This is a genomic window from Pseudonocardia sp. T1-2H (genome assembly GCF_038039215.1).
Lineage (GTDB): Bacteria > Actinomycetota > Actinomycetes > Mycobacteriales > Pseudonocardiaceae > Pseudonocardia.
On the sequence record NZ_JBBPCL010000001.1, the window covers coordinates 2,600,523 to 2,622,193 of the forward strand.

21 protein-coding genes and 3 pseudogenes are annotated in these 21,671 nt (G+C 72.7%); 10 read left to right on the forward strand and 14 right to left on the reverse strand.

The window, feature by feature from the left end; genetic code table 11:
- Positions 1-32 precede the first annotated feature (32 nt).
- The 5 genes and pseudogenes from WBK50_RS13030 to WBK50_RS13050 all read left to right on the forward strand — a co-directional run bounded on the left by WBK50_RS13030 (position 33) and on the right by WBK50_RS13050 (position 3,181).
- The gene (locus WBK50_RS13030; RefSeq protein WP_341335858.1) at positions 33-308 is read left to right on the forward strand and encodes a DUF3040 domain-containing protein; all 276 of its coding nucleotides are present in this window, start codon (positions 33-35) and stop codon (positions 306-308) included.
- 155 nt (positions 309-463) lie between these two features.
- Positions 464-1,446 (forward strand): annotated as a pseudogene (locus WBK50_RS13035) (AI-2E family transporter); the annotation flags it as partial.
- Positions 1,447-1,692: 246 nt separating this feature from the next.
- Positions 1,693-2,337 (forward strand): annotated as a pseudogene (locus tag WBK50_RS13040) (GAP family protein); the annotation flags it as partial.
- Positions 2,338-2,499: 162 nt separating this feature from the next.
- A complete protein-coding gene (locus WBK50_RS13045; protein WP_341335859.1) occupies positions 2,500-2,700 on the forward strand; it encodes a hypothetical protein in 201 nt (66 codons plus the stop codon).
- Positions 2,701-2,977: 277 nt separating this feature from the next.
- Positions 2,978-3,181 (forward strand): hypothetical protein, encoded by a 204-nt coding sequence (locus WBK50_RS13050; RefSeq protein ID WP_341335860.1) that lies wholly within the window; start codon positions 2,978-2,980, stop codon positions 3,179-3,181.
- A gap of 114 nt (positions 3,182-3,295) precedes the next feature.
- Here WBK50_RS13050 and WBK50_RS13055 read toward each other — a convergent pair whose 3' ends face one another.
- The 3 genes from WBK50_RS13055 to WBK50_RS13065 form a co-directional block, all read right to left on the reverse strand.
- The gene (locus WBK50_RS13055) at positions 3,296-5,008 is read right to left on the reverse strand and encodes a LuxR C-terminal-related transcriptional regulator (protein WP_341335861.1); all 1,713 of its coding nucleotides are present in this window, start codon (positions 5,006-5,008) and stop codon (positions 3,296-3,298) included.
- Entirely contained in the window at positions 5,001-5,900 is a 900-nt protein-coding gene (locus tag WBK50_RS13060) for a hypothetical protein (protein WP_341335862.1), read from the reverse strand. The genes WBK50_RS13055 and WBK50_RS13060 overlap by 8 nt, the downstream gene beginning before the upstream one ends.
- Before the next feature lie 307 nt (positions 5,901-6,207).
- Complete coding sequence (locus WBK50_RS13065) at positions 6,208-6,471, reverse strand: hypothetical protein (RefSeq protein ID WP_341335863.1); 264 nt, start codon at positions 6,469-6,471, stop codon at positions 6,208-6,210.
- A gap of 174 nt (positions 6,472-6,645) precedes the next feature.
- Here WBK50_RS13065 and WBK50_RS13070 point away from each other — a divergent pair, with 174 nt between their 5' ends.
- Positions 6,646-6,927 (forward strand): hypothetical protein, encoded by a 282-nt coding sequence (locus WBK50_RS13070; RefSeq protein ID WP_341335864.1) that lies wholly within the window; start codon positions 6,646-6,648, stop codon positions 6,925-6,927.
- Here WBK50_RS13070 and WBK50_RS13075 read toward each other — a convergent pair whose 3' ends face one another.
- Positions 6,928-9,522: a hypothetical protein gene (locus WBK50_RS13075; protein WP_341335865.1), complete on the reverse strand. Its 2,595-nt coding sequence runs from the start codon at positions 9,520-9,522 to the stop codon at positions 6,928-6,930.
- A gap of 191 nt (positions 9,523-9,713) precedes the next feature.
- On the opposite strand from WBK50_RS13075, the gene WBK50_RS13080 reads away from it, so the two are divergent.
- A complete protein-coding gene (locus WBK50_RS13080; protein WP_341335866.1) occupies positions 9,714-10,004 on the forward strand; it encodes a hypothetical protein in 291 nt (96 codons plus the stop codon).
- 244 nt (positions 10,005-10,248) lie between these two features.
- The gene (locus WBK50_RS13085; protein WP_341335867.1) at positions 10,249-10,458 is read left to right on the forward strand and encodes a hypothetical protein; all 210 of its coding nucleotides are present in this window, start codon (positions 10,249-10,251) and stop codon (positions 10,456-10,458) included.
- 188 nt (positions 10,459-10,646) lie between these two features.
- On the opposite strand, the gene WBK50_RS13090 is transcribed toward WBK50_RS13085, so the two are convergent.
- The 4 genes from WBK50_RS13090 to WBK50_RS13105 all read right to left on the reverse strand — a co-directional run bounded on the left by WBK50_RS13090 (position 10,647) and on the right by WBK50_RS13105 (position 11,973).
- A complete protein-coding gene (locus WBK50_RS13090; protein ID WP_341335868.1) occupies positions 10,647-10,817 on the reverse strand; it encodes a hypothetical protein in 171 nt (56 codons plus the stop codon).
- Positions 10,808-11,011: a hypothetical protein gene (locus WBK50_RS13095; protein WP_341335869.1), complete on the reverse strand. Its 204-nt coding sequence runs from the start codon at positions 11,009-11,011 to the stop codon at positions 10,808-10,810. Before WBK50_RS13095 ends, WBK50_RS13090 begins: the two co-directional genes overlap by 10 nt.
- A gap of 193 nt (positions 11,012-11,204) precedes the next feature.
- Positions 11,205-11,597 carry an alpha/beta fold hydrolase gene (locus tag WBK50_RS13100; protein WP_341335870.1) on the reverse strand — a complete coding sequence of 131 codons (393 nt, stop codon included), beginning with the start codon at positions 11,595-11,597 and terminating at the stop codon, positions 11,205-11,207.
- 94 nt (positions 11,598-11,691) lie between these two features.
- The gene (locus tag WBK50_RS13105; protein WP_341335871.1) at positions 11,692-11,973 is read right to left on the reverse strand and encodes a hypothetical protein; all 282 of its coding nucleotides are present in this window, start codon (positions 11,971-11,973) and stop codon (positions 11,692-11,694) included.
- Positions 11,974-12,815: 842 nt separating this feature from the next.
- Here WBK50_RS13105 and WBK50_RS13110 point away from each other — a divergent pair.
- Complete coding sequence (locus WBK50_RS13110; protein ID WP_341335872.1) at positions 12,816-13,049, forward strand: hypothetical protein; 234 nt, start codon at positions 12,816-12,818, stop codon at positions 13,047-13,049.
- A gap of 75 nt (positions 13,050-13,124) precedes the next feature.
- Positions 13,125-15,047: pseudogene (locus tag WBK50_RS35105) on the forward strand (SpoIIE family protein phosphatase); the annotation flags it as partial.
- Between the two features lie 105 nt (positions 15,048-15,152).
- Here WBK50_RS35105 and WBK50_RS13125 read toward each other — a convergent pair.
- The 6 genes from WBK50_RS13125 to WBK50_RS13150 all read right to left on the reverse strand — a co-directional run bounded on the left by WBK50_RS13125 (position 15,153) and on the right by WBK50_RS13150 (position 21,668).
- Positions 15,153-16,406 (reverse strand): LysR family transcriptional regulator, encoded by a 1,254-nt coding sequence (locus WBK50_RS13125; RefSeq protein ID WP_341335875.1) that lies wholly within the window; start codon positions 16,404-16,406, stop codon positions 15,153-15,155.
- 77 nt (positions 16,407-16,483) lie between these two features.
- Entirely contained in the window at positions 16,484-17,701 is a 1,218-nt protein-coding gene (locus WBK50_RS13130; RefSeq protein ID WP_341335876.1) for an MmgE/PrpD family protein, read from the reverse strand.
- A complete protein-coding gene (locus WBK50_RS13135; protein ID WP_341335877.1) occupies positions 17,698-19,005 on the reverse strand; it encodes a TRAP transporter large permease in 1,308 nt (435 codons plus the stop codon). Before WBK50_RS13135 ends, WBK50_RS13130 begins: the two co-directional genes overlap by 4 nt.
- Positions 19,002-19,574: a TRAP transporter small permease gene (locus WBK50_RS13140; RefSeq protein ID WP_341335878.1), complete on the reverse strand. Its 573-nt coding sequence runs from the start codon at positions 19,572-19,574 to the stop codon at positions 19,002-19,004. The genes WBK50_RS13135 and WBK50_RS13140 overlap by 4 nt, the downstream gene beginning before the upstream one ends.
- A gap of 13 nt (positions 19,575-19,587) precedes the next feature.
- Positions 19,588-20,637, reverse strand: a complete 1,050-nt coding sequence (locus tag WBK50_RS13145) for a TRAP transporter substrate-binding protein (protein ID WP_341335879.1) — start codon at positions 20,635-20,637, stop codon at positions 19,588-19,590.
- Positions 20,634-21,668: an LLM class flavin-dependent oxidoreductase gene (locus tag WBK50_RS13150; RefSeq protein WP_341335880.1), complete on the reverse strand. Its 1,035-nt coding sequence runs from the start codon at positions 21,666-21,668 to the stop codon at positions 20,634-20,636. The genes WBK50_RS13145 and WBK50_RS13150 overlap by 4 nt, the downstream gene beginning before the upstream one ends.
- Positions 21,669-21,671: the final 3 nt, after the last annotated feature.

Consider the following 21,671-nt stretch of genomic DNA (forward strand, 5'->3'; position numbering starts at 1 on the left):
ACAGCTGCTCTCCTGCACCGGATCCCGGGCCGATGAGCCGCCGGGAGCGGCGCACGCTGCGCGCGATCGAGGTGGCCCTGACCGACGACGATCCGGATCTCGCCCTGCTGCTGTGCGGCGACCGCGGGTCCGGCCGCCGGAAGCGGTGGACGCGGGTCATCCGGAGGGCGGCCGGGCTCGCCATTGCCCTGTTCGTCGCCGGGCTGGTCCTGGCCGTTCCCGCGCTGATGGCGGTCGGTGCGGTGATCCTGCTGGCCCTGCCGCCGCTGGCCTGGCTGGTCGCGCGGTCCGAGCCGCCCGCACCCTGAGCCCGTTCGCCCGTCGCGGGTGAGGCCGGGGTGCGCGGTGCGGTTCTAGCGTCGCCCCGGTGACGACTTCGGCTGCCGATGATCCGAGCGTCCCCGCCGCCGGTCCGCCGGCGGCCGGGCCGCCGCCCACCCGCGGCATTCCCCGTGCCCTGATCCTGCTGCTCGGCGCGGCCTCGGTGGTGATCGTCGCCGGCGGGATCCGGGCGGTGGCGTGGCTGATCGCCCCGGCGTTCATGGCCCTGATCATCGTCATCGCCGTGGCCCCGGTGCAGGGCCGGCTGCGCCGTAAGGGCTGGCCCGGCTGGGCGACGACGCTGGTGGTGGTCCTGCTCGTCTACGCGATCCTGGGCGCGATCGCGATCGGCCTGATCGTCTCGGTGGCGCGGCTTGCCACCGAGCTGCCGCAGTACGCGTCGAAGGCCGACGCGCTGCTGAGCACCGCGACCGCGAACCTCGCGAAGCTGGGCGTCGGCCCGGAGCAGCTCGCGCAGGCCAAGGGCTCGCTGAACCTGGGCAAGGTCGCCGGTCTGCTGGGCGCGCTGCTCGCGAGCGTGGCGGGCCTGGCGACCAACCTCGTGTTCCTGCTGGCGTTGTTGCTGTTCCTGAGCGTCGAGTCCGGGGAGCGGGGGACCGGCTGGCCTCCATCGCCCGCGACCGGCCGCAGATCACCGCGGCGCTGGATCACTTCGCCTGGGGGACCCGACAGTACCTGCTGGTCACGACCGTCTTCGGGCTGATCGTCGCGGTGCTCGACTCCGTCGCGCTCGCGCTCTTGGGCGTTCCGCTGGCGGTCACCTGGGGGCTGCTGTCGTTCATCACGAACTACATCCCCAACATCGGGTTCGTCATCGGGGTGATTCCGCCCGCGGTGCTCGCGCTCCTGCAGGGCGGCCCCACCCTGGCGCTGGTCGTCGTGCTGGTCTACTGCGGGATCAACTTCGTCGTGCAGTCGATCATCCAGCCGCGGTTCATCGGGGACGCGGTCGGGCTCTCGGTCACCGTGACGTTCGTGGCGCTGGTGTTCTGGGCCTGGCTGCTGGGCCCGCTCGGCGCGATCCTGGCCATCCCGCTGACGCTGCTGTGCAAGGCGCTGCTCGTCGACATCGACCCGAGGGCACGCTGGGCCGACGCGTGGCTGCGCGCGACCCCCAAGGAGCCGGCGGAGGCGGCGGCGGATGCGGCGGCGAAGGCGGAGCGCAAGCAGGCCCGGCGCCGGAGCCGCGCGCACTCCGACGACCGGGCCGCCCCCCGGAGCCGGTGGCTCCCAGCGCCCCCGGGCAGCAGGTCGGCGGTCCGGGGGGCGGGGTGGGGCCGCCCCGATCCCGCGCGGCTGACTCGCGGGTCGGATCCCACCGCCGTGAGTAACGAGGCGCTGCTGCTCGCCCTGTCCACCGTGGTCCGGCCGACGACCCTCGCTGCGTTGTTCGCGATCCTCGCGACCCGCAGTCCGCAACGGCTGCTGCTCGCCTACGTCACGGCCGGGGTCGTGTTCACCCTGGCCGTCGGGACGCTGGTCGTCCTACTGCTGGTCGGGCTGGTCTCGGCGACGTCGTCGCCCGTGGCCCGGCCGATCCTCGATCTCGTCCTCGGCGTGGCGGCGCTGGGATATGCGGGTGCCGCGTGGGCGGGATGGGCGCCGCGGCGACGGGAGCGCCCGCCGGACTCGCCAGGCCGTATGCAGCGCAGGCTGGCGAGCCTGACGCCCCGCGGGGCCGCCGTGGCGGGGGTGTTCACCCACCTGCCCGGCCTGGTCTACCTCGCCGCGCTCAACGCGATCGCCGGGAGTACGGGTGGCCACCCGGCGGACGGCCTCCTGCAGGTGGCCGTCTACGTCGCGATCTGGTTCAGCCTGCCGATGGCGGCGCTGCTGCTGTCCGCCTGCAAACCCGGGCTCCCGCAGGAGTTGCTCGAATTGCTCGGCCGTTGGTCCCGCAGGCACCAGCGGGTGATCACAGTGTTGTTCCTCGGCGTCCTGGGCGGATACCTCGCGGTTTCCGGCGTCGCCGACCTGACGCCCCCGACGGCCTGAGGAGCGGGCCCGCGTGCTCGCCCGCCGCGAGTGACGCCACCGAGTGGCACCGACGTCGACGTGCCACCTGGGTCATCCGATCCGGGCGAAGACGCGCGGAGTCCCGGAGCGGAGCCTGGGCCCCTGTATCGACGGGTCCGGGTCGTAGGGAGGCGAGCGGCGATGGCGCGGTACGAGGTGTGCGTGAGCGGACGTCTGTCCGAACGGGCGAGAGGAGCGTTCTGTTCTCTGGAGGTGCAGGCAGTGCCACCGCAGACGATCCTGTTCGGCGTGCTTCGCGACCAGGCGGACCTGCATGCGCTGCTGACGCAGTGCCGCGACATGGGGTTGAAGGTGCTCTCCCTGCAGCGACTGCCGGGCTGACCCGCGACGAACGACGGCCACCCTCGCCGGATGAGACATCGCACCCGTCGCGGTCGAGACCGATGTTCGCACCCGACGTCACGTGTCCGTCCGCGAACCGCCCGGCGCGCCCCCACCGAGCTTCTCCTCCTGCCGATCCGGGCCACGACGCCGTGCTCGCCGGGCGGCCACTCACCCGGCCTGGGCGATGCCGCTTCCGGCGGACGAGAGCAGGGTGCCCGGGTGGAGGGGCGGACGAGGGCGCCGGAGCCGCAGCCGGCGGACGAGACGAGGCTTGATGGGCACGACGCGGTATGAGTTCAGGGTCGACGGCCGGTTGTCGGAGGAGGCCCGGAAAGCGTTCGTCGACATGCAGACGAGCGAGGCGCCGCTCCAGACCGTCATCCACGGCGAGGTGCTGGACGAGTCGCACCTGCACGGCATCATCGCCCAGTTCCAGACCCTGGGCCTCACGCTGGTGTCCGTGCACCCGATCCCCTGAGCGGGGTCGGCCGAACCGGCTCAGGATCCGTGGAGCCGGCGGAGGCGGTCCACAGCCGCCGTCCGAGGACCGGACGCGATCGCACCGGCCGGCCGGCCCCCGAACGGTGCGTCGTCAACGTGCTCCGCTGCCGAGCAGACCGTGCTCGTGCGCCGCGAGCACCGCGAGCCGGCGACTGCTCACGCCGAGCTTGGCGTAGATCGACCGCACGTGGCTCTTGACGGTGTTCACCGAGACGGCGAGGTCGGCGGCGATGTCGTCGAGTGACAGCAAGGACGGGAGCAGCCCGAGCACCGTGATCTCCCGCTCGCTCAGTATCGCCCGCTGTGGCGTGTGACCCGCTCCCGCGGCGAGCGCCCGGTCCGCGATCTCGTCCCAGGCTCCGAAGCTGCCGTGCTGGTGGATGAGCAGCTCGCGGACGCTGGGTTCGGCCAGGGCGAACGGGCGGATCGCGTCGAGCGGCTCGGCGACGGCCAGCGCGGTCTGTAGCGCGCGGCGCGCGGCGGGCCGCTCGCCCGCGGCGACCGCGATGGACGTCTCCAGCAGCCAGGCGTCCACCACCGTGGAAGGGAGCAACGTGCGTGCCGAGCCGTTCAACACCGGACGGATCAGGCTGCGTGCCTGGTCCCGCCGGCCTCCCGCGGACTCGACCCACGCGCGCATCGTCGAGAGGTCGCCGCTGTCTCCGGTTCGCTCTGCGAACCACGCCAGGGCGCTGAGGGCCGCAGTCGAGTGCCCGAGGAGCAGAGCGGCGCGGAACTCCAGCAACGCCATCGCGGCACACTGCTCGGCTCCCGCCTCGACGGCGCCGAAGTCCGAGCGCGCCTGCTGCAGCTCGGCCAGCCCGCCGGCCCGGTCCCCCAGATCGAAGACCGCGGCACCGTGGACCGACTGCAACGTGAACCACGACTGGGGCGACGACGCGGCCGGCCCCGGTGCCAGGCAGTCGGCGGCGAGGCGCTCGGCAGCGGTGGCCTCGGAGCGCATGAGCTCGGAGTACGCCAGCATCGCCGTGGCCGCGGTCGACCACGACGTCCTCTCCCAGCCGTGGTCGGCCGCGGCGAGGAGAGCGTCGCTGCTCACGGCCCGCATCGTCCGCAGGTCGCCGGAGACGGCCGCGACGACACCCAGCAACGCGAGGCACTGCATCTGCAGATAGTCGAAACCGTACCGGCAGCTCAGGGCCAGCGCGGCCTCGAACTCGGTGCGGGCCCCGATCCGGTCGTCGTGCTCGAGCCGGGCGTTGCCCCGGCTCAGCCGGGCGAGCGCCTCCAGCTCCGGTTCGGCGGGCAGCTCGTCGGTGTTCGCGATCGCGGACGGGGCCGGGCTGGGCGTTCCGGCACCGAACTGCTCGGCCACGGCCCGGAGCACCGCGAGCTCCACGGGCCCGTGGGCCGGCCAGAACTGCCGCGCATGGTGCAGGTCCCCCCGTGCGGCGACGAGCTCCCCGGCCTCGAGGTTGCTCAGCGCCGAGGGGAGGGACAGCCAGGGGTCGGTCGCGGTGGCGTGGGCCCCGATGCGCGACAGCGCACGGCGCAACGGCTCGTGGTCCCCCACGAGGAGCAGCGGCACGGCGAAGCGGTGCAGCAGGTCGGTCAGCAGGCCCGTCTCATGGCTCTGCGCGGCGTGTTCGAGGGCTTGCACCGGCTGGTCCTGGCCCGCCCACCAGCGGGCGGCCACGGCGTGCAGGCCGGCCACCCGTCGCTCGCCCTGGCGCTGCAGGTCGGCGAGCAGGTAGGTGTGCAGGAGCTCCTGGACGCTGTAGGCCTCGCGCCGCCCCCCGGTGGCGGCGACGAGGGCGGTCTGGTGCTCGAGCCGGTCAAGCATGCTGCCGGCCTCGTCCAGTCCCGAGAAGCTCGGCGGCGAGCCCGGTCGGCACCGGGTTGCTGACGCTGATCACGCGCAGGAACTCCTGCACGTCCCCGGGCAGGCCGGAGAGGGTCTCGCCGACGAGGTAGTCGGCCACGCAGCGATCCGCCCCGGAGAACTGCGCGAGGAAGGTGTCGAAGTCGGTGGACTTCCCCATGCCCAGGGCGGCGAGCCGCAGACCGGCGGCCCACCCGCCGGTGCGGCGGTGCAGCACCTCGACCTGCTGCTCCGTGAGGTGCAGCCCCGACTTCTCGATCAGGGCCGCGGCCTGGTTCCGGGTGAAGCACAGCTGCGCGGCGCGCAGCTCCCGCAACCGGCCGGCCAACCGCAGCCGGGGGAGGGACAGCGGCGGATCGAGGCGGCTGGCCAGGACGAGCTGGACGGTGGCGGGCTTGATGCGGGTGAAGATCTGGAGGCCGTGCAGGGCGTCGGCATCGACGAGTTCGTGCACGTCGTCGAGGATCAGGCGCAGCGGGTGCGGCAGGGCATGCAGCGCACCGACGAGTTCGGCGACGAACTCCGGCAGGGCGCCCAGCGGCCGGGCCCACGGCTCGTTCAGCCGGCTGTCGGGCGGGACCGACGGGCAGCTCGCGATCGCCGCCACGATGGACGCCCACAGCCGGCTCGGGTCGTTGTCATCGCGATCGAGGCCGACCCACGCGGTGTCGACCGCGGCGCTCGTCCTGGCCCAGTCCGCGAGGAGCAGCGTCTTGCCGTAGCCGGCGGGAGCGCAGACCAGCGAGAGGTCTGCAGCCGCTCCGGTGTCGAGGTCCGCACACAGCTCCGCACGCACGACGAACTCGGGCGGGACCTGCGGCACCGTGATCTTGACGGCCGGAACGAGCGGCATGGCGTCAGCTCCAAGTTGTCCGTTCCGGCCCCGCGATCATTCGACAAGAATTCGGCTCGATCTCCCGAAGTGGGGCCGGCGCACAAATGTCATCTTCATCGACGCTCTCGTTCGCCGAACGTAGCCCCGGCAGGTGGTGGTGTCTATCGACCGCACCGGGTAGATGGTCTGAGGGAACGCCCGTTCAGCGCGGTTCGCTCGTCCGTTCACGTGCCGATGACCGATCGTCACGGGCAAACGGGACGAGTTGTTTCCGAGCCCGTTCCGGGAACGTTCGCCCGGTCGGCTTTCCTGCCCGGCGGCGGTCTCACTCGGCGAACCACACGTCCACGAGCTCCTCGGCGGCGAGTCGCTGCTCCTGGGCGATCCGCTCGAGCGCCGTGGCCAGCGCGAGCGACAGCGCCACCGCGAAGTCGCGGAGCCGGCCCGCGCCCTCCTCCCGGACGACGCGGTCCACGAGATCGTTCAGCGCGGCGAGCCCGCGCTCGTAGTTGTGATCGTCGGAGAGGATGGCCCGCGTGGCCTCCAGGACCAGCGGACGGGTCTGCCGCTCGGCGAACAGGTCACTCACATTCGTTCTCCTCGCGGGCCCGCGGAAGGTCGCTGCCCCCCGCCGACCTCTGGCCGAGTGACTCTAGCCCGTGATCCCGGGCGCTGCTGTCCGCGCATGAAATTTCGACGACGTGGGTAGTCTGCGTCGTCAGCCCGGAAATGCGTTGGGGCTGGTGCCCCAGAGGGAGCCATCGTGAGCGACGACGGAGCCGCCTCCGGCGAATCCGTGGACCTGTACCCGAGAGCGCGGGCTTACGACTCGGTGCGAGCCGTGTTGTCGGACGACCACAACTACGAGCGCGGGGTCGCCGGGGCCCAGGAGGTCCTGGCCGCGGTGCTGGCCGAGTCCGGGGTCGAAGGACTGGCGCAAGTGGCCGTCGAGCTCTCGCTGAAGCTCGCGTCCGCGATGGAGCGCATCGCCGGAGACCAGGGCCTCGCCGCCGTCGACCTCGCCGACGTGTGGTTCGTGGACTGATCAGCGCAGCAGCCCGCGTTCGTACGCCGTCGACACCGCGGTCCGGCGGCTGCTCACGCCGAGTTTGCGGTAGACCGCCCGCACCCCGGTGCTCACGTCCGTCGGGGGCATCCGCAGTTCCTCCGCGATCTGCTCCATCGACAGGGACGACGGCAGCCGTGCGAGCAACCGCGCCTCCAAATCGTCGAGGCGGGTGGCCCGGTGTTCCGGCGACCGGCCGGCGGCAACGGCTCGGGCCGTGAACCGCGCGGTGGTGGTACCGGTCATGTCGAGGTGCTCGTCCAGGAGTTCGCGGGCGTGCCCCGCCGCCAGCATGAACGGCCGAACGACACCGAGGGACACACCGGAGGACAGCGCGTCTCGGAGCGCACGGCGAGCGGTGCGGACGTCGCCGCCCCTGACCCTGCCGCTCGCCTCCACCAGGAGCGCCTCGACGACCGTGTGCGGCAGCACGGAGCGGACGGCGCCGTCCAGGACGGGCCCGACGAGCGCGGCGGCGTCGTCGTCCCGGCCCGCCGCCTGCTCCGCCCAGGCCTGCATCAGGACGACCTCGCCGCAGGCGCCGATGCGGTCTGCCAGCCACCCGACGACGCCGCGTGCCGCCTCCGGAAGTCCGAGTTCCGACGCAGCCTTGTGCTCGACCACCGCGAGGGCGGCCGCCTGTTCGGCACTCAGGTGGACCGCCCCGAGGTCGGCCCGGGCCTGCTGCATCTGCTGCAGCCCTCGGCGGCGCTGCCCCGCATCGAACAGGGCAGCGCCCCGCACGGATCGCAGCGCGAACACGTATCGGGGTCGGAGCGCGGGTCCGCCCCGCCGCAGCGCCTCGCCCGCGAGCCGATGTGCCTCAACGGGTTCGCCGCGCATGAGTGCCCCGTACGCGAGCATCCACCGCGCCGCGGTCGCCAGCGGCGATGCCTGCCACCCCCCGGCGGTCGCCAGCGCGTCCGCCCGGGCCGCGGCCCTCGTCATCGCCGGGTAGTCGCCGCTGATGCCCGCCACGCTGCCGAGCAGCGCGAGGCACTGCATCTCGAGACACGCGAAGCCGTGCGCCCGGGCCAGCCCCAGCGCCTCTTCCAGCGCGGCGGTGGCCGCGGCCGGGTCCTTGTCGACCAGCATCGCCCTGCCGCCCGCAGCGGTGAGAGCCAGCGCGGCCCATTCCGGGATCTCGCGGCCGGCGCGCCGGAGGTCGACGGGGTCGGGGACGACGTCGAGATCGCCGTCGGCGGCAGCGGCGAACAGGCCGGTGATCGAGCGGAGCACTGCCAGCCGGGGCCCGCCCACGGCCGGGGTCGGACCGGCCTCGCGCGGCACCGGCCGCCCGCCCGCGGGCTCCCGACCGGTTTCGATGCGGGCCAACGCCGAGCAGAGGGCGAGCCAGGGATCATCTGCGACGGCCCTCTCGCCGAGTCGGGACAGCACCCGGCCGAGCGCGGCGTGGCCCCCGGTGGCCAGCAGCCGGCCTGCGAACCGATGGACGACCTCGACGAGCAGTGCGGCGTCGCCCGCCTGGAGGGCATCACGGATGATCACATCGAGGGGATCGACCTCCGCGGCCCCCGGGTGCCCGGCGCGGCCGTGCAGAGCGGCGGCCCCGCCCGTCCGGCCGACCTGCCCGATGTGCACATGGGCAGGCACGAGCGGGTGCACCCGGAACCCGGAGTGGGACACCCGCTGGACGAGCCCCGTCTCGCGGGTCAGCCTCTCCAGCACCTCGTCGGCGTCGCTCCGGCCGCTGAGCAGGGCAGCCAGCCGGGGCGTGACCGGACCGCCGCCGATCGCGTCGAGCAGGTCCCGGTCCGCGGCCGGCAGGACCTCCAGCACCTCGCGCACGAGGAAGTCGGCCATCGGATCGAGGGCGGCGGCGAACCGCTCCAGGACCGCGGTCGGATCCGACCCGCGGCGCAGGGCGGCGCCGAGGAGCCGTACCCCGGTGGGCCAGCCGCCGGTGCAGGCGTGCGCCTCGCGTACCTGAGCACCGTCGAGGTGCAGGCCCGCTCGACGGAGCATCTGGCCGGTCTCGTCCACCGTGAAGCGCAACCGGGCGGCACGGACCTCGCGCAGCTGTCCCACCGACCGCAGCGGTCCGAGGGAGAGCGGAGGGTCCCGGCGGCTGCAGAGGACGAGGCGCAGCCCAGCCGGGCGCGCGGCCAGGAGTGCCCCGAGGCCAGCCAGCGCCGCCGGTGCCACGACCTCGTGGACGTCGTGCAGGACGAGCACGATCTGCACCGGCAAGGCGTCGAGCGCGCTCAGGACATCGTCGTCGACGGTCGAGGTCGGTGACGAACCCCGCCGGCCGAGCTCGTGCAACGCGCTGCCGGCCGGCACCGCGGGGCAGGCGGTCAGTGCGGTGACGATCAGCCGCCAGATGCCCTCGGCGTCGTCGGCCCCCTGGGCCAGGTCGACCCAGACGAGCGGGGTCGCGGGCGCGACAGCGCGCGCCCAGTGCGCCAGCAGTACGGTCTTGCCGAACCCGGCGGGGGCGCTGACCAGCACGATGTCGGCGCTGTCGTCGTCCTGCAGCGCGGCGAGCAACCGCGACCGTGGCACGAACGGGTCCGGAAGCGCGGGAATCGCAGTACGCGGGATCGGCAGCATGCCGAAACTCCTCCCTGGATTCTTCGCTGACCGTCCGAAGGATCCTGCCGATCGGGATGACCCCGGCTCATTCCCCCGGGATGAAGGCCGCGTGGACGGCCCCGTCAGAGGAGACGCAGCTCCTTCCCGCCCCGCACCGCGTCGCGCCGGCCGTCGGCTCCGAGCTGCGGTAGACCATCCGCAGGTGGCTCTTGACGGCGTTCACCGACAGATACAGCTCGGAGGCGATCTCCGCGTTGGGGGGTCACCGCCTCGACCACCACGCGCACCTCGTCCTGGGCGGAACCATGCTGGTCGGCCGCGTGGGCGACCGCGCCGCGCTGCATGGCTTCATCGCCCGGATCGAGGCGCTGGGCCTGGAGCTCGTCGAGCTGCAGCGGCTTGCGGGCCGCCCGGCGGGCGGCTGTGCCGGACGCTGTCCCGAGTGCGGGGTCGACGCTCGAGCCGGCACGCGCGAGACCGGTACCGGTCTGCGGACCTAGCGGTGCCGACCGCGTCGGTCGAGAGGCGCGATCGCTCTCGCACCGACGGTTCCTGTGCTCGACGGTCGCCATCGGTGCACCTCGCTGCCTCGGCGTCGTCGAGTCAACTCGGTCCGTCGCGGGGCGGACAGGCCCGTTCGGGCCTTCCCGTGGCCTCCGGTCGGCGCAGGTCCGTCCCGAGCCTCCCCTGTTCCGGGTGATGCGCGGTCCGACATACGCCGGGACAGTGACCTCGGAGGTGCGCATGGTCCTGCTCGTGCTTCTGGCGCCGGTCGTGCTGGGTGTGTTCCTGCTCCTCATGGAGCGGCTCGAGGCGGCCCTCCTCGGCATCGCGCCGCTGCCTGGCGTCGCTGACGAAGTGCTCGCGCCGGACAGCGGTGGCGGGAGCCAGCTCGGCCGGCTCTCCCCGGACGAGGGAGGAAGCAGCGCAGCATCGCCGCCGGGACGGGCTTGAAGACTCGGCCGGTCAGCGACGTGGACAGCGTCCACCCCTCGACGCCGGGTCCGCGGAGCTAGCGATCGCGGCCCGGGGGACAAGGCACCACAGCGCCTCCTACGGCAGGTCGCGCGGCGGATCCGGGACATGCCGAAGCCGGCGGCCGCCTGGTCACGGCGCTTGCCCCCGGCGTCGCCGGCGGGCGGTCACTCGGTGAACGTCGCCAATGGCCGGCCCACCTCGACGATGTAGGTGGAGAGCATCCGGCCCGTCTCGAGGCCGACGTCCAGCGCGTTGTGCGGTGTGCGCGGCGGGATCAGGAAGGGGCTGCCGGCGGGCAGGGTGAGGGTGGGCCGTCCCTTGATCATCATCTCCACCGTCCCGGCGAGGATGACCCGACCTCCTCGCCCGGATGGATGTGCCAGCCCGACGCGACGCCGGTCGGGATCTCGGTGAGCACCTGCACGATCTCCCGTCCGGGGATCGAGGACGGCTGGTGCTGGAGTTCGGTGCGCTTGAGCTTGCCCGCCAGCGCGTCGCTCGGCCGCGAGTCCGCCGGATCGGACGACATGGCCGGACCTCCTGAACGAGTTCGCGTGGGGCAGGGACGACGATCAGCTGCCGACGGTTCGAACCGCCTCGAGGACGACGTCGGCGACCACGTCGGGTCTCGAGATCATGATCACGTGCGAGCCTCGACCTCGGTGATCCGGGCGCCCGCGCGCTCGGCCATGGACAGCACGACGTCGGCGCCGGCGGCTTTGTCACCGGTGGCCACCACCGCCCAGGACGGGAGACTCCTCCACGCCGGCACACCGTTCTTCTCCCCGAACGCGATGGCGGCGATCGGCCGCTGCGATACGCCCATCACGGCAGACCAGGCCGACGACGTTGTCCGCCGCCGTGACCGCATTGGTGATCACCGCCCCGCCGTAGGAGTGGCCGACGGCCAGTACCGGGCCGGGAACCTGACGGATCACACTGGCGACGTACGCGGAGTCGGTGGCGACGCCGCGCAGCGGGTTGGCCACGGCCCGCACCGGCACATCGGCCGCGTGCGGCCGCTCGATCACTCCGCCCCATCCGGAGGCGTCCGCGAAGGCGCCGTGGACGAGGACGACGGTCACGGCACTCGAGGTCGAGTTCGCATCGGTCATGGTGCGTGATCCCTAATCGAAGTGAGCGACGGCCGTGGGGCGCGGTCGGCGATCGTCGTCCGCCCCGGACATTTTCGATCTCTCGGGTGCTCGATCACCCTGTCAGTTCAGGCAACTCGGCACGATAGGCTGCGATGATCCGTCTGAATTGAGAGGAAAGACCTGCTGGGGCATCAAAAGGCCGCGCGGTGCGCTCGAATGGTGTTCGACCGCTGCGAGCTTGACGAATTCGGGTGACTTCGCCGCTGCGTGCTTGAATGGAACGATCGAGTTGCTCGTCGAAGGGGTCGATCGTCGGCGCGCTCGGCCGTTCAGGCCGGTTGTTCATTCGATTCGACAATGATGCTTCGAGTTTTCCCGAGCCGAGTCCGGTCATCGACGATCGCGGCCGACCGGGGAGCACGTGGCGCCGTTCGACCGGTCGTGGGTGAGCCGTCCGCGGGAGATCGCGACGTTCGTCGGGGGATCAGCGTGAAGTGTGGCTACACGATGCTGTAGCGGGTAGGCCTTGATGGTCGTGTCCAGAGCGACCGAGGGTGTGGTCGTACATGACGCCCGATTCATGCGTGACCCACAGAGTCCTCGGAGCACCCTGGCGTATGGCCAATCACCGTAGCCCTCCTCCGCTGGTGGACCTCCAGCAGGTCCTCCACCCGCTACCCGTCCCCGACGCTCGCACGGCGGCCGGCCGGGTGGTCCGGCCCTGCAACGATCCCGTGCGTCCGTCGCCGACAGCAGAGGCCGGGGGCCCGGTCCGGGTGCCGGGTCCGTGGGTTGCCACAGGCCCGACAGGACCGAGGTAAGGGGCGCGCGGACGAGCTGTGCCCTCCGGACCGCTCGCGGCCGCACACGAGACGGAGCCGGGCCGAGGCGGCCCGGCCCGCTCACCTACCCGCCGGTTCCTGCGCCAGCGCTGGAACTCGTGGGTCGCCGGTGGTACTCGAACTGCGCACGACGGGCGGTTCCAGTGCCACGCCATGGGCGTCGGCCGGGCGGACCTGGTCCGCCCGGCCGGGCCTTGACGGCCTCCGGCTCCGCCCCTCACCGACCAGACATGCACGTGACCCCGGGCCGAGGTCCGGGTACGGCGACTTTCTGCCCGCTGCCCGATCGTGCTCGGCCACGGGAACCAGGCGTCCGCGGGCCGGCCACCACCGACCCGAGTCCACCGGCAGAACCGAGCCGAGCCGTCTCGACCGCTAGACGAAAGGTGACCTGATGAACCCGAACAACCGCGAGGGCCGCACGCCCGCGCAGCAAGCCCACGGCGAGCCGGCCGACCCTCGGTGGGTGGATCGCCTCGTGGAGCTGCAGGTGCTGGCCGACAACGGGGACACGGCGGCGGCCGCGGCGGCGGCGAGCTGGATCGCCGAGGACGGGGAGGCCCGCCGGGTGTGGGAAGACGTGGAGCGGGCCTGCGCACAGGTTCGGGCTGCCCGACAGGGGGAGTGACGTGTCAGTCGCCGTCCGGTGCCGGCCCCGCGCAAGGACGACGCTCTGCGACGACCCGATCCGAGGGGGCCGGCCATGAGCACGGACTGCCGGCTCCCCGAGTCGGGCGCGGAGGAACCGGACCCGCGGGTGTTCGGCGATCCGCGGGTGGTCGCCGCGTGTTTCGAGGACCTACCGGCCTGCGTGTTCGTCTTCGAGGGACCGGACCACGTCCTCGTCGCGGTCAACCGAGCGGCACGGGCCCTGCTGGATCCCGGCCGCCCGGTCATCGGTCTCTCCTACCGGGAAGCGCTTCCCGAGGTGGCCGGCCGGCGGCTGGCGAAGCAGCTCGACGCGGCTTACACCAGTGGGCGCCCGGTCTCCGGGCGCGAGTGGCGCGTCCTGCCGGACGCCGACGGCGATGGACGGCTCCGGGAGCTCTACCTCGACTTCACCGTGGTGCCCACCCGCCCCGGCGACGGTGCGGTGCGCGGGGTGGTCGTCCATGCGATGGATGTGACCGACGTGGTCGCGGCCCGGCGTGCGGCCGAGGCCCGGGCCACCGCGTTCGAACAGCGCTACCAGGCGGCGGTGGACGGGGCCATGGCCCTGCAGCGCAGCCTGCTGCCGGAGCGGTTGCCGGTGCTGCCCGGGGTGCGGATGACGGCCCGCTACCTGGTCGCCGACCGCGAACAGGGCGCCGGCGGTGACTGGTTCGACGCCGTGCCGCTCGGCGACGGCCGGGTCGGACTGGCCGTCGGCGACGTCGTGGGCTCCGGCACGCGGGCCTCGGCGGTCATGGGCCAGCTGCGGGCCGTGCTGATGGAGCTGTTCCTCGACGGTGCCGAGCTGCCCGAGGTGTTGGCCCGGCTGGACCGCTTCGTCGCCCGGGTGCCGGGGGCGGTGGCCAGCACGGTGTGCCTGGCGATCCTGGACCCGGCCGACGGCCGGCTGGACTACGCCTGCTCCGGGCATCCGCCCCCGCTGGTGCTGGCCGCGGGCGGACGGGTCCGCTACCTGCCCGTCGGCCCCGGTGGGCCACTCGGTGTCGTCGCCACCACGACGGCCCCGGTGCAGACGGCACGGCTGAATGCCGGCGACCTGGTGCTGCTCTACACCGACGGCCTGGTCCAACGCCCCGACCGGACTTTGCGGGAGGGCCTGGACCAGCTGCGGATCGTCGCCGAAGACGCGTGGACGCACGGCACCCCCCGCATGACGGCCGCGGAGCCCCCGGACCGGGCGTGCGAGCTGACCGTGGAACGCATGACCTGGGACGGCCACGCCGACGACGTGACCCTGCTGGCGGTGCAGCACACCGGAACCCGCCCCCCGCCGTTCAAGGCGGACCTCCCGGCGTTCCCGGGTGCACTGGCCCCGCTCCGGGCCCGGCTCGACGACTGGCTGACGTCACTGGGCGGCAGCGACGACGACGTGCTCGCCGTCAGGTTCGCCGTGCTCGAGGCGGTCAGCAACGTCATCGAGCACGCCTACCCCGACGACGCGGGACCGGTGCGGGTCGAGGGGGTGCTCGACGCCGTCGGACGGATCTGCATGACCGTCGCGGACACGGGACGGTGGGCCGTCCCACCGACCCATCCGGGCATCAGAGGGCGCGGACTGGCACTGATCCGCGGCTGCATGGACACCGTGGAGATCGACGACAGCGCCACCGGCACCACGGTTCTCATGGACCGCTCGCTGAGCCGCCTGCCCGCGGTCGGGCCGGACGGCGCGGGTCCGCGGGCCGCCGTCGCGGCCGGCGAGAAGGACTTCCGCGTCGAGATCGTCGAAGCCGGCCGGCCGCAGGTGGTGGTGCACGGACCGGTCGATCTGTGCACCGTCACCGAACTGCACCGACGTCTCCAGGAAGCCGGCCGCGGCGGGGCGCTCCCGTTGATCATCGACCTCGGCGGCGTGAACCATCTGGCCAGCGCCGGGGTCCAGTTGCTCTACCAGCTGGCCGAGCAGATGGCCTCGGACGGTCGCCGGTTGCAGCTCATCGCCCCCGCCGGCACCGCCGCCCACCAGGTCCTGGCTCTCACCGCGCTGAACCAGCTCACCGACGTCGCCGAGTCTCTCGAGGCCCGCTGCGCTCGGGGCCGGCGAAGAACGACCGCGGCCTCATCCACCACCGGTGTCCAACCAGCCGGCGTCGGAGCCGGTGTGCGCGGCCAGTTCGGTGAACGCCCGGATCCACCTGTTCTGGGCGAAGATCGACCACAGAGGCGCCAGCCGGAACGGCGGCAACCCGGACAGCGGCACGAGCACCACGCCGGGCCGAAGCACGGCCGGTGCGGGCCGGCTGATGGTCACGTGGGCGATGTCCTCGTGCACCACGATCGTGAGGGCTTCCTCCATGAAGCTGTCGGTCATGCGCCGTACCCGCCTCATCGGTCGCCCGGACGGGGTCACCGGCGGGGTCCACGCATCGGCGAACCGCTGGGTCAGCGGGGGCGGGTAGAGCACGTCGTACTCGGCGAGCTCCTCGATGTCGACCACCTCGTGCCCGGCCAGCGGGTGGGCGTTGCGGACCATCACCGAGCGGGGCTCGTGCAGGATCACCGGTCCGGTATGAACCCGGGGCAGGTTCAGGACGTCGGGCTGGTCGGGAAACCAGCTGACGTACACGTCGTCGCGCGAGTGGTCGCACCATCGGCGGTGCTGCATCGACGGATAGGCGTAGCGAACCAGCGGGACGTGCGGGTGGGCCTCGATGAACCCGTGCACCAAGGCCGCGGTCAACTCCTCGCGCAGCGAGTTGGCGAAATAGACCTGCAGTACTCCCTGCGGCTCCCGGCTGGCCGAGCGCTTGGCCCTGCGCAGTGCCTCTTCCAGCTGTCGAACGGCCGGGCGTACGTCGTCGAGGAGAGCTTGACCCAGCGGGGTGAGGCGCACGGTGCGGCTGGTCCGCTCGAACAGCGGCGCGCCGATGCGGCGCTCGAGCGCGCGGATCGCCTGGCTGACCCGCGAGGTCGTCAGATGCAGGCGGGCGGCAGCCCGGCCGAAGTGCAGTTCTTCGGCGACCGCGAGGAATACCTCGATCTCCCGGGCTTTCTCCATTCCGATCACAGCCTTACATCGACCGACATCGTCCCACTCAGCACGACCGAAGGAGCTACGGACTTTCAACAGTCGCCGGTTCACCGGCTGGCACATGGAGGGCAGGCCGACTGTGACGACGCCGAGCGGAAGCACGGAACCGCACGTCCTCCGAAGCCGATCAGAGGCACGAATCGCCGCAGCGGATCGACTGTTCAAGTGCGCGACGAGGGAGAGCGCACCGATCCACGCGTCGCTCTCGCGCAATGCCTCGATCAGCCTCGCCTCGACCGGCTGCCCGTCCGGGTACATCGGCGCGAACGCCTCGAGGTGCACGTCCCGGATGCCGCGCTCGTCCCCGGTAGCTCACGTCGGATCAGCACCGCGACACCGAACACCGGGAGCGGCCACGATCAACCGGTTTGCCCGCCTTCGGGCAGGACGCGGTGCAGCAGCGCCGCCGCGGCCGTCCAGTCGAGGCCGAGCACCGTGGCGGCCCGCTCCTCGCCGACGCAGCCGGTGACCTTGGCGGCCAGGTCGGCGTCCGACGGCGGCCGCAGCGGATGCCCATCGGGAACGTCCAGCACCGCGTGTTCCTCCGTGCCGTCGGTGCGGGTGACCGTGATCCGGACGTCGCCCGCCAGGATGTGCGTGCCGCCGGGCTCCGCGAGCACCTCCACGGAACCGGTCAGGCGCTTCGCCTCCGGACGCTCGACAGCGGCGTCGGTGAAGGCAGCGGTGCCGGGGAAGCCGTCGAGCAGCGCGGCCGCGATCGAGTACTCGAGGGAGAACTTCCCCTCCAGCCCCGTCGCGGGCGCGCTGTGGATCAACGGTTGCAGCGCGGCCTGCGGCGTCCGGACCCGGATGGACACCACGTCCTCCGGACGCATCCGCGGCACCGCGCGGGCAGCGCTGATCGGGCGCTGCAGTGCGTAGCAGCATGGATGCAGCTTGATCGCCAGACCGTCGGGCACGACCGGACCGTCGAGCTCCGGCGGGCCCGAGCCGCCGACCAGGGTGAACCACTGGTCGAGGGCGGAGGGGTCGGCGGATGCCCCGGCTGCCGCCAGGTGCGCCGCCCGGACCCCGGCTGCCGCGGCGAAGCCCACCTGTAGTGCCTTTCCCGCCGTGCCGAAGGACCGCTGCACGCCCCCTGCGGCCGGCACCGCCAGCGCCATCGCCGTGGCCAGCCCTCCTGTGTCCAGGCCGAGTGCGAGCCCCGCCGCCACCGCCGCGGCGGGCGCGCCCGCGGTGCAGGTGGCGTGCCAGCCGGCCTTGTAGTGCTCCCAGCCCAGCGCCGCACCGAGCCGCGCCATCACCCCGGCAGCGGCCAGGTACTCGCGGCTGCCACCGCCGCAGGCCAGCGCGGCCGGCACGCAGACCACGCTCACGTGGGACGTCGACGGCAGGTGCACGTCGTCGAAGTCGAGGACGTGGCCCACGGCGGCCCACCGCAGCGCGGCGGGCTGGCCCACCGTCCACCCGGTGATCGGGTCGTCGAGCGCGGCGAGCGTGACGGCGACGGTGTCGACGAGCGCCCGCCCGGCCAGCTCCTCGTCGGACTCGTCGATGTGAGCGGCGGTGTGCACGGCGGTGGCCCACTCGGCCAGGTCGGCGATACGGGTCGTCACGACAGCAGCCCCGGTAGGTAGGTGGCGATCTCCGGTATCGCGATCAGGAAGCCGAGCAGGGCGGCCTCGATCAGGATGTAGGGGGTGATCCCGCGGAAGATGTCGCTCAGATCGAGCCCGGGCACCACCGACTTCATCGTGTAGAGGTTCAGCCCGACCGGCGGCGTGATCACCGCGATCTCCAGGTTGACCACCAGCAGCACCCCGAACCAGATCGGGTCGTAGCCCAGCTCGGTGACCGCGGGCACCAGGATCGGGGTCACCACCAGCAGCAGCGACGCTGCGTCCACCAGACAGCCCAGCACGATCAGGATGAGCATGATCCCGATCATGATCACCGTGGCCGGGACGTCCAGCCCGACCACGAAGTTCGTCACGGCGTCGGGGATCCGGGCCATCACGAGCATCTGCGTGAACACGAACGCGGCCCCGACGATCACCAGGACCGACGCGGTCACCGCCGCCGTGGACACGAAGATCTTCTTGAGGTTGGCCCACCCGAGCTTGTGGTAGATCAGGCCGGTGACGGCGAACGCCGCCAGCGCGCCGACCGCCGCGGCCTCGGTGGGAGTGGCGAAGCCGGTGTAGATCGAGCCGAGCACCAGCGCGATCAGCACCAGCGCCGGGGAGATCCGGCCCACGGCGACCACCCGCTGGCGCCAGGTGAAGCGCTCTTCGTCGACCGGCGCGTTGGCCGGCGCCAGCTTCGCCCGCAGGACGATGTAGACGATCATCATCGCGGCGAGCAGCAGGCCCGGCAGCAGCCCGCCCGCGAACAGCGCCGCCACGCTCTCGCCCGTCACCGACGAGTAGAGGATGAACATCAGGCTCGGCGGGATCAGCATCGCCAGCGCCCCGGACGCCGCCACGGCGCCGCTCGCGAACGCGGGCCGGTATCCCCGGTCCAGCATCTCCGGCACGGCCATCCGGCCGATCACCGCGACCGAGGAGATGCTCACCCCCGACATCGCCCCGAACAGCGTGGACGCCCCGACCGCCGACGCCCCGAGCCCGCCGGGCACCCGGCTGAACCAGCGGTGGGCGGCACCGAACAGGTCGCGGCCCAGCCCGCTGACCGCCAACGCCTCACCGAGCAGGATGTAGAGCGGCGCCGCGACGAGCGCGTATTCCTGCAGCTGCGAGACGAGCGCCAGCGGCACGAGCTCGATGCCGGTGAGCCCACCGAGTCCGAGCATCCCCACGACGCCGGAGACCCCGAGCGCCACGAAGATCGGCGCGCGCACAGCGATGAGCACGAGCAGCAGCACCACCGCGAGGCTGACGATCACTCCGTCGGCGATCATCGGGTGGCCTCCGTGGTGCCGGTGAGCGGATCGGTGGTCAGCGCGTCCGCCGCGGACAGGTCGTCGGCGGGCGGCTCTTCGGGTAGCCGCCCGGCGCCGGGGTCGGGCGGGAACAGCGCCGCGGCCAGCACGAGGAACACCCCGGTGACGAACAGCACCGCGTCCGGCATCCACAGCGGGATGTTGAAGGTGCCGGCGCCGGTGAGGCCGCCCGCGATCGCCACGGTCATCGACCGGAACGCGGTGACGGCCAGCACGAGGCCGAGGAAACAGGCGGCCACCGTCGTCACGATGTCGGCGACCCGGCGGGCACCCGGCGGCAGCGCGCGGTGCACCAGGTCCATGGAGATGTGGTTGCCGGTGGCCCAGAGGTGCGGCACCGCCAGCGTGGTCGCCACGAGGACGCCGACCGAGTTGAGGGGATAGGCCCAGTCGGTCGGGGCCGCGAACAGGAAGCGCGCCAGCACGTCGTAGGTGATCGTGAGCATCATCAGCCCGACGACGACCATCGCGATCACGGCCATCGTCGCGGTACAGGCGAGCACGGCCCGCCGGGCCCTGGTCAGCACGGGAACCATCTCCTCAGGCGCTCTCGATGGACTGCAGGGCCCGGTCGGCGACGGCCGGATCGGCCAGCAGGTCGTGCCAGCGCCCGTAGACGGGGGCGACGGCCTCGCGGAAGGCGGCCAGCTCGGCCCCACCGGGCTCGACGAGCTCGACCCCGCCCGCGCGCACGGCGGGCAGGTACTCGCGCTCGTGGACGCCCGCCATCACCTCCGTGCCGTCCGCGTAGAGGGCGCGGCCCGCGGCGTCGAGGGCCGCCTTGATGTCCGGCGGCTGCTCGTCGTACCAGCCGGACCGGCAGTAGGCGTCGACGGTGTAGGCCCCGAAGTGGGCCACCGTGCCGTACCGGATGATCTCCTGCAGGTCCCGGGAGACGACGGTGCCGACGTAGCTCATCATCCCGTCGATCGTCCCGCGCTCGAGCGCCTCGTAGACCTCCGCGGAGCCCATCGAGACGGGTGCGCCGCCGAGCGCCTTGACCGTCTCGCCCTCGATCTCACCGGCCACCCTGATCCGCAGGCCGCGGGCGTCCTCCGGCTTCAGGATCGGCCGGTCGATGGTCCAGAGGTACTCGAAGGTGGTGGGCATCCCGCCGAGCAGCCGCACGCCCTGCGGCGCCAGCCCGGTGTTGATGACCTCCATCAGCGGACCTGCCGGGTCCAGGGCGCGCCGCTGCTTCGCGTAGTCCTCCGTGCCGAAGGGCAGCTCCATCGCGCCGAGGATCGGGTAGGTCGAGGACACGTACGAGCTGGTCTGGAACATCACGTCGGCAGCCCCGAGCAGCAGCCCCGGCAGCAGCTGCTCGGCGCCGAGCAGCGCGCCGGAGTCGAACATGTCGCAGGTCATCGCCCCGCCGCTCTGGTCTGCGAGGGTGTCCATGAACGTCTGGATGCCGGGGTAGAGGTCGTCGTAGGACGCCGGGATGTAGGTGGCGGTGGTGATGGACCGCTGCCCGGCGGCCTGCGCCGCCGCGCACCCGGAGAGCCCCAGCCCGGCGAGCCCCAGCCCGCAGACCCCCAGCCCGGCAGCGGACAGGAACGAACGCCGCCCGATCGGCCGGGGCGTCATGTCCGCGCCGCCGCGGCCGGGGCGAGCGCCGGGAGCACCTCGCCCGTCAGGCGACGCAGGCTCCCCATCACCCGCTCGTGCGGCAGCCCCGGCCACTGCGGGCGCAGCAGCACGTGGGACGGCCCGACCGTCGTGATCAGCTCCTCGAGCTGCCGGCGGCAGCTCTCCGGGCCCCCCAGGACGAACCGGCCGCGGCGCAGGTCGTCGAACGCCTTGTCGAAGGACTGCGACTCCGGGAGCACCTGGTCCTGTCCCCATGCCCGGTAGGCCGCGTACTTGGCCGCGAGCGCATCCCGGACGTCCTCGATCGTCTGCTCGTCGGACTCCCCGACGTAGATCTCCTGCAGCACGTTCACCTCGGTGCCCGGCCTGCCCTGCTCGGCGCAGGCCGCACGGAAGAACGCGGCCTGGCGTCGCAGATGGTCGGCGTCGACGTGGGCGGCGGCCGCGAGCCACGGCAGCCCCATGCCCGCGGTGCGGGTCAGCGCCTTGTCGGTGTGCCCGGCCAGCCAGACCGGCGGGTGCGGGCGCTGCACGGGGCGCAGCACCGGCCGCACACCGTCGAGCCGTCCCGCGTCGCCGTCGAAGCTCACCTCGTCGTCGGTCCACAGCCGCAGCACGAGGTCGAGGTTCTCGCGGAAGCGGCGCAGCCGCCGGTCGCGCGGGATGCCGAACGCGTCGAACTCGAGGTCGCGGTAGCCCAGGCCCGCCCCGACGGTCAGCCGCCCGCCGGACAGGATGTCCAGCGTGGCGAGCTGCTCGGCCATGTCGACGGGGTGGGCCAGTGTCATCAGGGTGATGGCCGTGCCGATCCGCATGTCGCCGGTCTCCGGGACGAGCCTGCCCAGCACCGCGAGCGGGTGCAGGTACTGGAACTCCTCGGCCAGGTAGTGCTGGGTGGCCCAGACCGAGGTGAAGCCGGCGTCGCGCACATGGTGCACCTGCTCCACCTGCTCGGCGAAGCGCGCTGTGGCGTCGTCGCCCGGTGGGAACTGGCTGCAGAGCACCAGGCCGTACTCGGGACCGTCCATGTG